The following is a 12,885-nucleotide window of genomic DNA, read 5'->3' as shown; positions in this document are numbered from 1 at the left end:
TCGCTTGCGATTTGCCCGCCATTCGCCCGAGGCTCCGATATGTTGCCCTTCGTGATCAACGGGCCTTCGCGCCGAGCTTTACTCGCCGGTACCTTCGCCGGCCTCGCCCTGCCCGCGGTGACTCCCGCGGGCGCCGAGGCCACCGCACGTCGTGGCAGCCTGCCCAGGCGGCCGAACATCCTGCTCATCCTGGCCGACGACCTCGGCTGGGGCGAGATAGGCAGCAACGGGCAGCGGCTGATCGACACGCCGAACCTGGACCGGCTGGCGGCCGAGGGCGTGCAGTTCAAGTCGGCCTACTCCGGGGCGCCGCTCTGCGCGCCGTCGCGCTGCTCGCTGCTCACCGGGCTGCACGCCGGCCACAGCACCGTACGGGAGAACCCGGAGGGCGGCCCGCAGCACTCGCTCACCGACGCGGACCTCACCTTCGCCGAGGTGCTGCAGCTGTCGGGCTACCGGACCGCCTGCATCGGCAAGTGGGGCTTCGGCCCCGAGGAGCCCGGCCAGGCCTCGCACCCGAACCTGCGCGGCTTCGACGAGTTCTTCGGCTACATCGGTCACAGGCACGCGCACCAGTACTTCCCCAAGTACCTGTGGCACAACGGGCAGAAGGTGCAGCTCGACGGCAGCAAGTACGCGCCGCACCTGTTCAGGCAGCGAGCCGTCGACTTCATCGGCGACGACAGCGGCAAGCCGTTCCTGCTCTTCTATGCCAGCACCCTGCCGCACTCGCCCAGCGTCATCCAGGGTGACGCCGGCGAGTACGAGAACAAGCCGTGGAGCGGTCCCAACCGCCGCCACGCCGCCCAGGTGGCCAGGCTCGACACCGACGTCGCCGCGCTGATCAGGGCCCTGCGCGACGCGGGCGTGGCCGAGGACACCCTGGTGCTGTTCACCAGCGACAACGGCCCCCACCGGGAGAAGGGCGTGACGCCCTGGCTGTTCGACTCCAACGGCCCCTACCGGGCCGACAAGCGCGACGTGTACGAGGGCGGCATCCGGGTGCCGCTGATCGCCTGGTCGCCGGGGCTGCGCCCGAGGGTGGAGCGGCAGCCGGTGGCGGCCTGGGACATCCTGCCCACGCTGGCCGACCTGGCGGACACGCCCGTCCCCGCCAACCTCGACGGCCTGTCCTTCCGCGGCCTGCTCACCGGAGAGGGCGCCCCCAAGCACTCCCACCTGGTCTGGAACCGGCCGCGCAAGGCCCAGGCCATCCGCCGCGGCCGGTGGAAGCTCGTCAGGTTCGACCCGAACATCGCCGGCGCCGGGCCGGAGGGCCGCGTCGAGCTGTACGACCTGACCAAGGACCCGGGGGAGAGCCGCGACCTGTCCGCCGCCAGGCCGCAGATCACCCAGGAGCTGATGGAGCTGCTCGACGGCTCGATCGGGGAGGACCCGCGCCTGCCGTACGGGCTGCGCACGGAGCTGACCGCCGGGCAGGTCGTGGTGACCTTGCACAACGGCTCCAGCGTGCCGTGGACCCAGGTCGAGCTGGGCCTCGACGGCAAGCGCCGGTCGCGGGCGCAGACGGTCGCCCGGGTGGACCCCGGTATGGCCATCTCGGTCGGCTTCCCCGTGCCGTCCACCGGCCGGATCACGGCCAGGGCCGACTTCCGCGCGAGCGGCAGGCCGCACGTCTTCCGCCGGGTGCACAGGGGCGGGGAGTCGCCGGTCACACTGACCTCAACGGGCTAGGGCCGCACTGCAGGGAACTCTCACCCCGGCGGCACCTCACTCTAGTGACAAAGAGTGATGACACGGCTACCGAAAGTTGACACTCTGATGACCAGGAGCATTCCTACGAGGAGAGGAACCCATGAACCTGGTCACCCGCGCGGAGTGGGAAGCGAAGAAGCCGACCAGCCGCTACGTCCGGCTGTCGTCCACCCAGGGCATCAAGATCCACTACACGGGCGGAAAGGTGCCCGCCGACCTCGCCGAGCCGGGCAACCACGACCGCTGCGTCGACCTCGTCCAGGACATCCAGCGCATGCACATGTCAGGAGGCCGCGGCGAGAAGTACATCGACCTGGGCTACAACATGGTGTGCTGCCCGCACCGGCGCACCTTCATGGGCCGCGGCCCCCACGCCCTGCCCGCCGCCAACGGCGCGGGCCTCAACTCCGGCCACTACGCGGTGCTCGCGCTGGTCGGCAGCTCGGGGCTGACGGAGCCGAACGACGACCTGCTCAACGCCCTGGTCGACGCCATCGAGTACCTGCGCGAGCACGGCGACGCGGGCCGCGAGGTCAAGGGCCACCGGGACGGCTACGACACCTCCTGCCCCGGCGACCCCCTCTACCGCTGGGTCCGCGACGGCGCCGGCCGCCCCTGACCCGCGCCCGTCAGGGCAGGCAGCCGACGTGGGCCAGCGCCTGCTTCAGCAGCACACCCTGCCCACCGGCCATCTCGTCCTGCACCATCGGCGAGGCGGCCTCCTCCGGCGTGAACCACACCAGGTCGAGCGCGTCCTGCCGGGGCCGGCAGTCACCGGCGACGGGCACGATGTAGGCCAGCGACACGGCGTGCTGGCGCGGATCGTGGTAGGGCGTGACGCCGGGCGTGGGAAAGTACTCGGCGACGGTGAAGGGCTGCGGCGAGACGGGGATGCGAGGCAGCGCCACGGGCCCGAGATCCTTCTCCAGGTGCCGCAGCAGCGCGTCGCGGATCCGCTCGTGGTGCAGCACCCGCCCCGAGACCAGCGCCCGGCTGACCGTGCCGTCCGGCAACATGCGCAGCAGCAGGCCGACGCGGGTGACCACGCCGGTGTCATCGACGCGCACCGGCACCGCGTCGATGTAGAGGATCGGCATCCGGCCCCGCACCGATTCCAGTTCTTCCGGTGCGAGCCAAGCAGGCGTGGTTTCGGTCTTTTCGGTCATCTGCTGATCGTACGGCGCGCGAGGTCAGCGGTGCGCCAGAGTCCGGTCAGGAGGCGTACGCCCCGCGACCCACGACGCCGTGCAGATGAACAGCACGATGCCGACGAACGGCAGATACTCCACGATCTTGCGCTTCATCCCAGATCACGCTCCGCTCTCTCCTGCGCCAGCCGCCTGCGTTGCGGCTGGACGGTGTGCCGGGGATCGTTGGCCGACTCCATGCCGGCCTGGAAGATCCCGAACCTGGTGCACGCCGACCCGGCCAGCAGGGCCGCGCCCGCCACGGCGGCCGCGACCCTGCTGCGCCGGCCCACCGTGGCGCCGGCCAGCGCGCCCGCCAGCGACAGCGCCTCACCCAGGCGCAGCAGCCGGCTGCGTTTGAGCGGCTCGGCCAGCGGCCCCAGCCGCCGCTCCATCCGCGTCGCCGCCGCGACCTCCACCACCGCGCCCACCAGCGCCGCCCGCCGCGCCGGGCCCGCCTCCGAGACCGGCGCGGCCAGCATGCCCAGCCCGCCCGCCGACGCCGCCGCCGACCCGGCGAACAGGAACGGCATCTCCCGGTACGCCTCGTGCCAGACCGGCACGGCCGTGTCGCAGATCAGCGCCGCCGTGTACGTGGCCACCGCCGTCCCCGTGACCCCGGCCCCCACGGTGGCGGCGCGGCCCAGCCCGGGGAACAACCCGGTCACGTCCGTGGCCGCCGCGGCGCCGGCCTGCGGGCCGTAACAGGTGAGGATCCACGTGCCGACGCTCATCGGCGAGGTCACCTTGAACACCCGCAACATGTTGACGAACCGCTCCGGCCGGCCCAGGTCGTGGATCAGCGCGTAGAGGGAGCCGCCCAGCGCGCCCAGCGCGCCCACCTTGGCCGCCCTGGCCAGGCGCGGCCTGCCGGTCAGCTCGGCGGCGGCGGCCAGCGTGGACGACGCGCCCGCCAGGCCGCCCAGGAACAGGTAGCCGGCGATGTCGGGCGCCTGCCAGGTCGGCTCGTTCAGCACCGGCCGGCCGTAGTAGGAGTCGAAGTCCGCCTTGGGCACCATCAGCCGCTCGCGCCGGCGGCCCGCCGAGCCCGGCGTGGCCTGCCGCTCGCCGCGCAGCTCGGGGGAGCCGTCCATCCGCACATCGGTCTGGCTCTTCATCGCCGCCTCCGCCACGCCGTGGCCGCCACGCCCGCCAGCAACGCCACGGCCGCCACCCCCACGTGCCGCCACATCGACGGCAGGTCCCTGGTCGTCACCACCGGGTCCGGCGGCAGGCCGTACACCTCGGGCTCGTCCAGCAGCAGGAAGAACGCGCCCGTCCCGCCCACGCCGTCGCCGGGGTCGTGCCCGTACAGGCGGGCCGAGCCCACCCCGGCCGCGCGTACCTGCTCCAGCCGCCGCTCGGCCCGCTCGCGCAGCTCCTCCAGGTCGCCGAACTGGATCGAGTCGGTCGGGCACGTCTTGGCGCAGGCCGGCTCCTCCCCGGCGCCGAGGCGGTCGTAGCACATCGTGCACTTGGCCGCCGTGCCGCTCGTCTCCCGCTTGCCGATCACCCCGAACGGGCAGGCGGGCACGCAGTAGCCGCAGCCGTTGCAGATGTCCTCCTGCACCACGACCGTGCCGAACTCGGTGCGGAACAGCGAGCCCGTCGGGCACACGTCCAGGCAGGCCGCGTGCGTGCAGTGCTTGCACACGTCGGAGGCCATCAGCCAGCGGAAGTCCATGTCGCCGACCCCGGGCTCCTGGTGCCCCAGAGGCCGCCGCTGCTCGACGAACGCCACGTGCCGCCAGGTGTCGGCGCTCAGCTTCATCGTGTTGTCGTAGGACCAGCCGGTGAAGTTCAGCCCGTCGTCGGGGACGTGGTTCCACTCCTTGCACGCCACCTCGCACGCCTTGCAGCCGATGCAGATGCTGGTGTCGGTGAAGAAGCCCACCCGGCGGCCCTCGTCGAGCCGCTCGTCCAGGTCGAAGGCCATCACGCCTCCATTCCGGTGCCCGCGCCCACACCGGCGCGCCGCTGGTAGGCCCTGACCAGCTCGGGCAGGGCGGGGCCGCGTGGCCGCCGGCCCGGCCGGATGTCCGCCGACAGGGCCTTGACCTCCTGGATGTGCGAGTTGGGGTCCAGCGAGATCGACGACAGCTCGTTGGCCGCGTCGCCCCTGGCCAGCCCGTTCGGGCCGAAGTGGAACGGCAGCCCGATCTGGTGCAGCGTGCGCCCGTCCAGGTGCAGCGGCGGGATGCGGTCGGTGACCAGCACCCGCGCCTCGATGGCGTTGCGCGCGGTGACGATCGTGGCCCAGTCGCCGTGCACCAGCCCCCGCTCGGCCGCCAGCGCGGGGGAGACCTCGCAGAACATCTCCGGCTGCAGCTCCGCCAGGTACGGCGTGAACCGGCTCATGCCGCCCGCCGTGAAGTGCTCGGTCAGCCGGTACGTCGTCACCACGTACGGGTAGACCGACGCCCCCGGCTCGTCGCCGCTGGGCTGGTACCGGTTGTGCTCGTGCGGGTAGAGCTTGCGCACCGGGTTGCGCTGGTGCCCGTACAGCGGGTTGGCCACCGGCGAGTCCTGCGGCTCGTAGTGGGTGGGCAGCGGCCCGTCCACCACGCCGGCGGGCGCGAACAGCCAGCCCTTGCCGTCGGCCTGCATGATGAACGGATCGATGCCCGACAGCGCCGCCACCCCCGAGGCGCCGGGCGGCGGCCGGTAGCCGGGGTCCTTGCCGGCCTCGAAGTCGGGCACGTCGTGCCCGGTCCAGCGGCCCGCGCCGGCGTCCCACCAGACCAGCCGCTTGCGCTCGCTCCACGGGCTGCCGTCGGGCCTGGCCGAGGCCCGGTTGTACAGCACGCGCCGGTTCGCGGGCCAGGCCCACGCCCACTCGGCCGCGATCCAGTCCTGCTCGGAGCCCGGCTTGCGGCGGGCGGCCTGGTTGACGCCGTCGGCGTACACGCCGCAGTAGATCCAGCAGCCGCAGGCGGTGGAGCCGTCGGCTTTGAGCGCCTGGTAGCCGGGCAGCGGGCGGCCGTCGGCGTCCCAGCCGTTGATCTCGGCCAGCACCGCCTCCGCCGACGGCTCGGCCGTCTCGCCGCTCACCGGGTAGTCCCACGTCAGGTCGAGCACGGGCGCGTCGGCCGGGTCCTGGGAGCCGGCCAGCTTCTCGCGGATGATGCGGCCCAGGTGGTACATGAACCACAGGTCGCTGCGGGCGTCGCCGCGCGGCTCGACCGCCTGGTGGTGCCACTGCAGCAGCCGGTTGGTGTTGGTGAAGCTGCCGTTCTTCTCCGTGTGGCAGGCCGCGGGCAGGAAGAACACCTCGGTCCGGATGTCGGCGGTGCTCAGCTCGCCGGTCTCGATCTCCGGGCCGTCCTTCCACCAGGTGGCGCTCTCGATCAGGTTGAGGTCGCGCACGACCAGCCAGTCGAGGTTGGCCATGCCCAGCCGCTGCATCCTGGCGTTGGCCGAGCCGACCGCCGGGTTCTCGCCGAGCAGGAAGTAGCCCTTGCAGGTGCCGTCGAGCTGCGCCAGCACGGTGTCGTAGGTGCTGTGCGAGCCCGTCAGCCGCGGCAGCCAGCCGAAGCGGTAGTCGTTGTCCGGCTGCGCGGACTCGCCCCACCACGCCTTGAGCAGGCTGATCAGGTAGGCGGGCATGTTCGCCCAGAAGCCCCGGCCAGGCGCGTCGCCCAGCAGGAAGTCGCGCAGCCGCTCGTTCTCGTGCGCGTGCGGCATCGGGATGTAGCCGGGCAGCAGGTTGAACAGCGTGGGGATGTCGCTGGAGCCCTGGATGCTGGCGTGGCCGCGCAGCGCCTGGATGCCGCCGCCCGGCCTGCCGATGTTGCCCAGCAGCAGTTGCAGGATGCAGGCCGCCCGGATGAACTGGGAGCCGTCACTGTGCTGGGTCCAGCCGACCGCGTAGACGAACTCGGCCGTCTTGTCCGGTCCCGAGTTCTCCGTCAGGTGACGGCACACCTCCTCGAACAGGTGCCGTGGCACGCCGCACACCCGCTCGACCATCTCGGGCGTGTAGCGGGCGTAGTGGCGGCGCAGCACCTGCAGCACGCAGCGCGGATGGCGCAGCGTCTCGTCCCGCTGCGCCTGGCCGTCCAGCGGCGCCCCGGTGCCGCCCTGCACCTCCGGGCGGCCCGGCGGGGGGCCGCCCGTCCGCTCGCCGTACTCCTGGTCCCGCTCGCCCGAGGCGGCGACCGTCGTCATGCCCTCGTACTGCCAGGAGTCCACGTCGTACGCGCGGCCCTCGGCGTCGAAGCCGGAGAACAGGCCGTCCAGGTCCTCGGCGCCGCGGAAGTCCTCGCGCAGGATCGTGGCCGCGTTGGTGTAGTTGACCACGTACTCGTGGAAGTACTTCTCATTCTCCAGTACGTGGTTGATGATCGCGCCGAGGAAGGCCACGTCGGAGCCGGCCCTGATGGGCACGTGCAGGTCGGCCAGCGCGCTGGTACGGGTGAAGCGCGGGTCCACGTGGATGATCACCGCGCCGCGCGCCTTGGCCTCCATCACCCACTGGAAGCCCACGGGATGCGCCTCGGCGAAGTTGGAGCCCTCGATGATCACGCAGTCGGAGTGCTGCAGGTCCTGCATGAACGTGGTCGCGCCGCCCCGTCCGAACGAGGTGCCGAGGCCCACCACGGTCGAGCTGTGGCAGACGCGGGCCTGGTTCTCGATCTGCACCACGCCCAGCGCCGTCAGCAGCTTCTTGATGAGGTAGTTCTCCTCGTTGTCGAGCGTGGCGCCGCCCAGGCTGGCGATCCCCATCGTCCTGGCGGTGCGCAGGCCGTCACGCTCCTGCTCCCAGGTCGCGCGCCGGGTCTCGATGACCCGGTCGGCGATCATGTCCATCGCCGTGCCGAGGTCGATCTCCTGCCAGTCGGCCGCGCCGGGCGGCCGGTAGAGCGCCTGCTGCCGGCGGCCGGAGTCGGTGGTGAGCTGCAGGCTGGCCGCGCCCTTCGGGCACAGCCTGCCGCGGCTGATGGGCGAGTCGGGGTCGCCCTCGATCTGGACGACCCGCTCGTCCCGCACGAACACGTTCTGGCCGCAGCCCACCGCGCAGTACGGGCACACCGACTTCACCACCCGGTCGGCGGTGGACGTGCGCGCCCGCAACCCGGCCGTCCGCGCCGATTTCGCCGCCGCGCCCCGCGCTGTCCGGTCCGCGCCCGTGAGCTGCCGCAACAGCGGCCACCCGAACTCCATGACACCCCCCGATGCCCCCGGCCCGAGTCCTGCCCTGGCCGGGCCGGGGGAAAACCGGCAGGTCAGAACACTCTGGAGGCGGCCTCGTCCCAGGCGTGGCGGTCACCGGACGGCTCGTAGCGGCGCAGCGGCTGCGAGGAGGCGACCAGCGCGCGCATCTGCGCCAGGTCCGACACCAACCCGGCCGCCCGCGCCTGCACCAGCACGTTGCCGAACGTGGTCGCCTCGCCCGGTCCGGCCACCACCGGCAGCCCGCAGGCGTCGGCGGTCAGCCGGCACAGCAGCTCGTTGCGCGACCCGCCGCCCACCAGGTGGACCACCTCGACGTCGCGGCCCGACAGCTCCATCGCCTGCCGCACGGCCAGCCGGTGGCCGAGGGCCAGGCTCTCCAGCACGCACCGCACGTACGCGGCGGGGGAGGCGGGCGGGCGCTGGCCGGTGCGGCGGCACTCGGCGGCGATCCTGGCCGGCATGTCACCCGGCGGCAGGAAGACGGGCTCGTCCGGGTTCACCACGGCGGCGAACGGCCGCTCGGCCGCCGCGGCCTTCAGCAGCTCGCCCAGGTCGGAGCCGGGCCAGGCGCGCAGGCACTCCTGCAGCAGCCACAGGCCCATGACGTTGCGCAGGTAGCGGACGGTGCCGTCGATGCCGGCCTCGTTGGTGAAGTTCGCGGCGCGGCTCTCGGGGGTGAGCACCGGGCCGGGCAGCTCCACCCCGGCCAGCGACCAGGTGCCGCACGAGACGTAGGCGAAGGCCGGGCCGGTGGCGGGCACCGCGGCCACCGCCGAGGCGGTGTCGTGCGAGCCCACCGCCCGCACGGGCGCCGACCAGCCGATCTCGCCCGCCACGTCCCTGCGCAGGCCGCCGACCAGGTCGCCGGGCTGCCGCAGTGCGGGGAACAGGCCAGGCGGCAGCCCGAGCTGCTTGATCAGCGGTAAGGCCCACTCGCGCGTGCGCACGTCGAGCAGGCCGGTGGTGGAGGCGTTGGTCACCTCCGCGCCCGCCTCGCCGGTCAGCCAGTAGCCGATCAGGTCGGGGATCAGCAGCATCGTGGCAGCGTCGCCGAGTCGTGGCTCCGCGAGCAGCTGGTAAAGGGTGTTGAAGGGCAGGACCTGCAGGCCCGACACGTCGTACAGGGTTTCCGCGCCGACCGAGGCCGCCACCCGCTCGGCCACGCCGGCCGTGCGCTCGTCGCGGTAGTGCACCGGATTGCCCAGCATCGCGCCCGACTCGTCGAGCAGCGCGTAGTCCACCGCCCAGGAGTCCACGCCGATGGCGGAGACCGGGCCCGCCGCGCGCAGCCCGGTGAGGATCTCGCGGTAGAGGCCGAGGACGTCCCAGTAGAGGCGGTCGTTGACGCGGACCGGGCCGTTCGGGAAGCGGTGCGCCTCGGTCAGGCTCAGCCCGTCGGACAGGTCGGCCAGCATCACCCGGCCGCTGGAGGCGCCCAGGTCCACGGCGGCGAAACGGCGGCTCATGCGGTCGACTCCCTGGCGACGAGCTCGGGCTGGAACATGATGTGCTGGTGCGCGTGCGTGTCGGGGTTGCCGCACTCGTCCAGCAGCAGCTCGGTGGCGATCCGGCCGAGCTGGTAGGTCGGCTGGCGCATCGAGCTGAGCGACACGGTCGAGGCGGCGGCGAAGTCGATGTCGTCGTAGCCGATCAGCGCCACGTCCTCGGGCACCCGCACCCCCGAGCGCAGCAGGGCGCGCAGCACGCCCAGCGCGAGCAGGTCGTTGGCGCAGAACACCGCCTCGGGCAGGCCGCCGGCGATCAGGTCGGCGGCGGCCTTCTCGCCCGCGCGGGCCGTCATCGTCGCGGTCTCGGCCACCCGCAGGTCGGCCGGGTCCAGCCCGACCGCGCGCATCGCGGCCCTGGCGCCCTCGCACCGCTCCACGCACTGGCGGATGGTCAGCGGCCCCGTCACGTACGCGACGCTGCGCGCGCCCCTGGACAGGAGGTGCGCCACGGCGGCCCGGCCGCCCGCGACGTCGTCCACGGCGACCGCGCACTGGTCGGGCCGGTGCGCGGGATGGTCCACCAGCACCACGCTGATGCCGTGCTCGCGCAGCCGGTCGAGCCTGCCGGGGTCCTCGCCCGACGGGGTGATCAGCACGCCGCGCACCCGGTGCTCGGCCAGCACCCGCAGGTTGCGGTCCTCCTTGTCCTGCGAGCCCGCGGAGTTGCCGAGGATCACGGCGTAGCCCAGCTCGCTGGCCACGTCCTCGACCCCGGCGGCGACCTCGGTGAAGAACGGGTTGCCTATGTCGATCACGCTCAGGCCGATCGTCCTGCTGTGCCCCGCGCGCAGCGTGGAAGCCGAGCCGTGGCGGACGAACCCCAGCTCGTTGATGGCGGCCTCCACCCGTTCGCGTGTCGCGGGGGCGACCTTGCCGGGCCGGTTCAGTACGTTGGAGACCGTGCCGGGGGAGACGCCGGCGTGCGCGGCGACGTCCTTGATGCTGACCATGGCCATGAGGACAAATTAAAACGTACTAACGGACAGCGCGCCAGTCGCGGTACCGGTCGGACCGCGAAACCCTGCTGACGCTCCGGCGGCGATCGCCCGCGCGTAGTAAAACGTTTCTATCGGCCCGCCGGCTCGCGCTCCGTGCTGCCATCGTAGCGGCAGGCGCCGTCGCCGCCCACCAGCGGCGCGTCGCATTGAATCGTTCTTGCCCGCCTCCGCCCTCCGGCTGACGGCCGGAGGCCGGGCCCGCCTCGGCCCTCGTGCGACCCCCTGCGCGCTGAACTGGGAGAACGCCAAGGTCAGGCAGCGCAGGTCTTGTGCGCCGGGTGGCCAGAACGTTTTAATCCCCCGTAAACGTAGGCGTAACGGACTGTGAGCGCTAACAGTTATCTCGAAAGGCAGACATTCATGCCGGATGGCATCGCGTACGGCGGGGACTGGAATCCCGAGCAGTGGTCCGAGGAGACGTGGGAGCAGGACGTCGCGCTCATGCGCGAGGCCGGCGTCAACCGGGTCAGCGTCGGGATCTTCTCCTGGTCGTCGCTCGAGCCCGTCGAGGGCGTGTTCGACTTCGGCTGGTTCGACCGGGTGATGGACCTGCTGGCCGAGAACGGGATCGGCGCCAACCTGGCCACCCCCACCGCCTCGCCGCCCCCGTGGTTCTCCGACGCCTACCCGCAGGCGCTGCCCGTGGACGCCGACGGGCGGCGCCTCCACCACGGCAGCAGGCAGGGCTTCTGCCCCAGCTCGCCGATCTACCGCGAGAAGGCGCTGCGCATCGCCGAGCAGGTGGCCCTGCGCTACCGCGACCACCCGGCGCTGGCCCTGTGGCACGTGCACAACGAGTACGGCTGCCACAACGCCCGCTGCTACTGCGACACCTCGGCGGCGGCCTTCCGCGCCTGGCTGCGTGCCCGCTACGACACCCTCGACGCGCTCAACGAGGCGTGGGGCACCGCGTTCTGGTCCCAGCGCTACAGCGACTGGGCGCAGATCCTGCCGCCCCGCGCCACCCCGAGCTTCCCCAACCCGGGCCAGCAGCTCGACTTCCGCAGGTTCAGCTCCGACGCGCTCGTCGAGCTCTACCGCGCGGAACGCGACCTGCTCAGGCAGCTCACCCCGGACGTGCCCGCCACCACCAACCTCATGGCCGGCGCGCACTGGGACATGGACTGCTGGGCCTTCGCCGCCGAGCTGGACGTGGTCTCCACCGACCACTACCTGATCGGCGCCCGCCGCGAGCGCCACATCGACCTGGCCTTCGCCGCCGACTACGCCCGCTCGCTCAACGGCGGCCGGCCGTGGCTGCTCATGGAGCACTCCACCAGCGCCGTCAACTGGCAGCCGCGCAACCTCGCCAAGGCCCCCGGTGAGCTGCGCCGCAACTCCCTGTCGCACCTGGCCAGGGGCGCCGACGGGATCATGTTCTTCCAGTGGCGCCAGTCGCGGGCGGGCGCCGAGAAGTGGCATTCGGCGATGCTGCCGCACGCCGGCACCGACACCAAGATCTGGCGCGAGGTGGTGGCGCTCGGCGCCGAGCTGGCCGGCCTCGGCGACGTCGCGGGCAGCACGGTCACGGCCGACGTCGCCCTCCTGCTCGACCACTCCAGCGTGTGGGCCCAGGACCACCCCGCCCAGCCCACCGCCGAGCTGGACCCGGTGGAGGAGGCCAAGCGCTGGCACGCCGCGCTGTGGCGGGCGGGCGTCACCTGCGACCTGGCCCACCCCGAGGGCGACCTGAGCGGCTACCGCCTGGTCGTGGTGCCCCAGCTCTACCTGGTGAGCGACGAGGGTGCGGCCAACCTGGAGGAGTTCGCCCGGCGGGGCGGGGCCGTGGTCGTGGGCCCGTACAGCGGGATCGTGGACGAGCACGACCGCGTCCGGCTGGGCGGCTACCCGGGCGCCTGGCGGGACCTGCTGGGGGTGAGCGTCGAGGAGTTCCTGCCCCTCGACGCGCCGATCAGGCTGGCCTCGGGCGCGACGGGCAGCGTGTGGAGCGAGGCGGCGCGGGTCACCACCGCCAAGGTGCTCGACACGTACGCCACGGGCGAGCCCGCCTGGACCCGCAACGAGTTCGGCGACGGCTTCGCCCACTACCTGACCACGCTGCTCGACGACGCCGCCCTGGCCGAGGTGCTCGCCACGGCCTGCCGCGAGGCGGGCGTGGCAGCGGCGGCGGCCGGCGTGCCGGGGCTGGAGGTCGTGCGGCGCTCGCACCCCGACGGGCGCTCGTTCCTGTTCGCGATCAACCACACGGCCGAGGACGCCGACGTCACCCTCGACGGCGGCCGGACCGTCACCGTCGCGGCCGGCGACGCCGTGGTGATCCCCGGCTGACCTGTTAAAACG

Annotated in this window: 9 protein-coding genes; 3 read left to right on the top strand and 6 right to left on the bottom strand. The window is 72.7% G+C overall.

What is annotated here, in order from left to right:
* The first annotated feature begins 117 nt into the window (after window positions 1–117).
* Window positions 118–1,695 (top strand): arylsulfatase, encoded by a 1,578-nt coding sequence (locus LCN96_RS36555; protein ID WP_225266984.1) that lies wholly within the window; start codon window positions 118–120, stop codon window positions 1,693–1,695.
* A 121-nt stretch (window positions 1,696–1,816) separates the two neighbouring features.
* Entirely contained in the window at window positions 1,817–2,335 is a 519-nt protein-coding gene (locus LCN96_RS36550; RefSeq protein WP_225266983.1) for a peptidoglycan recognition protein family protein, read from the top strand.
* Window positions 2,336–2,345: 10 nt separating this feature from the next.
* On the opposite strand, the gene LCN96_RS36545 is transcribed toward LCN96_RS36550, so the two are convergent.
* The 6 genes from LCN96_RS36545 to LCN96_RS36520 form a co-directional block, all read right to left on the bottom strand.
* Window positions 2,346–2,882 carry an NUDIX hydrolase family protein gene (locus LCN96_RS36545; protein WP_225266982.1) on the bottom strand — a complete coding sequence of 179 codons (537 nt, stop codon included), beginning with the start codon at window positions 2,880–2,882 and terminating at the stop codon, window positions 2,346–2,348.
* Between the two features lie 134 nt (window positions 2,883–3,016).
* Window positions 3,017–4,021 carry an NrfD/PsrC family molybdoenzyme membrane anchor subunit gene (nrfD, locus tag LCN96_RS36540; RefSeq protein ID WP_397351777.1) on the bottom strand — a complete coding sequence of 335 codons (1,005 nt, stop codon included), beginning with the start codon at window positions 4,019–4,021 and terminating at the stop codon, window positions 3,017–3,019.
* A complete protein-coding gene (locus LCN96_RS36535; RefSeq protein ID WP_225266981.1) occupies window positions 4,018–4,839 on the bottom strand; it encodes a 4Fe-4S dicluster domain-containing protein in 822 nt (273 codons plus the stop codon). The genes nrfD and LCN96_RS36535 overlap by 4 nt, the downstream gene beginning before the upstream one ends.
* A complete protein-coding gene (gene fdh / locus LCN96_RS36530; protein ID WP_225266980.1) occupies window positions 4,839–8,066 on the bottom strand; it encodes a formate dehydrogenase in 3,228 nt (1,075 codons plus the stop codon). The genes LCN96_RS36535 and fdh overlap by 1 nt, the downstream gene beginning before the upstream one ends.
* Window positions 8,067–8,128: 62 nt before the next feature.
* Entirely contained in the window at window positions 8,129–9,544 is a 1,416-nt protein-coding gene (locus LCN96_RS36525) for a rhamnulokinase (RefSeq protein WP_225266979.1), read from the bottom strand.
* Entirely contained in the window at window positions 9,541–10,542 is a 1,002-nt protein-coding gene (locus LCN96_RS36520) for a LacI family DNA-binding transcriptional regulator (protein WP_225266978.1), read from the bottom strand. The genes LCN96_RS36525 and LCN96_RS36520 overlap by 4 nt, the downstream gene beginning before the upstream one ends.
* Before the next feature lie 402 nt (window positions 10,543–10,944).
* On the opposite strand from LCN96_RS36520, the gene LCN96_RS36515 reads away from it, so the two are divergent.
* Complete coding sequence (locus LCN96_RS36515) at window positions 10,945–12,873, top strand: beta-galactosidase (RefSeq protein WP_225266977.1); 1,929 nt, start codon at window positions 10,945–10,947, stop codon at window positions 12,871–12,873.
* Window positions 12,874–12,885: the final 12 nt, after the last annotated feature.

This window comes from Nonomuraea gerenzanensis, from assembly GCF_020215645.1.
Classification (GTDB): Bacteria; Actinomycetota; Actinomycetes; order Streptosporangiales; family Streptosporangiaceae; genus Nonomuraea; species Nonomuraea gerenzanensis.
This window is presented reverse-complemented; position numbering and strand designations above follow the sequence as displayed.

Bases quoted from the DNA above. Each gene is read 5' to 3' on its own strand.
- LCN96_RS36550 (WP_225266983.1), top strand. From the start codon at position 1,817: ATGAACCTGGTCACCCGCGCGGAGTGGGAAGCGAAGAAGCCGACCAGC.
- LCN96_RS36545 (WP_225266982.1), bottom strand. From the start codon at position 2,882: ATGACCGAAAAGACCGAAACCACGCCTGCTTGGCTCGCACCGGAAGAA.
- nrfD (WP_397351777.1), bottom strand. From the start codon at position 4,021: ATGAAGAGCCAGACCGATGTGCGGATGGACGGCTCCCCCGAGCTGCGC.
- LCN96_RS36535 (WP_225266981.1), bottom strand. From the start codon at position 4,839: ATGGCCTTCGACCTGGACGAGCGGCTCGACGAGGGCCGCCGGGTGGGC.
- fdh (WP_225266980.1), bottom strand. From the start codon at position 8,066: ATGGAGTTCGGGTGGCCGCTGTTGCGGCAGCTCACGGGCGCGGACCGG.
- LCN96_RS36525 (WP_225266979.1), bottom strand. From the start codon at position 9,544: ATGAGCCGCCGTTTCGCCGCCGTGGACCTGGGCGCCTCCAGCGGCCGG.
- LCN96_RS36520 (WP_225266978.1), bottom strand. From the start codon at position 10,542: ATGGCCATGGTCAGCATCAAGGACGTCGCCGCGCACGCCGGCGTCTCC.
- LCN96_RS36515 (WP_225266977.1), top strand. From the start codon at position 10,945: ATGCCGGATGGCATCGCGTACGGCGGGGACTGGAATCCCGAGCAGTGG.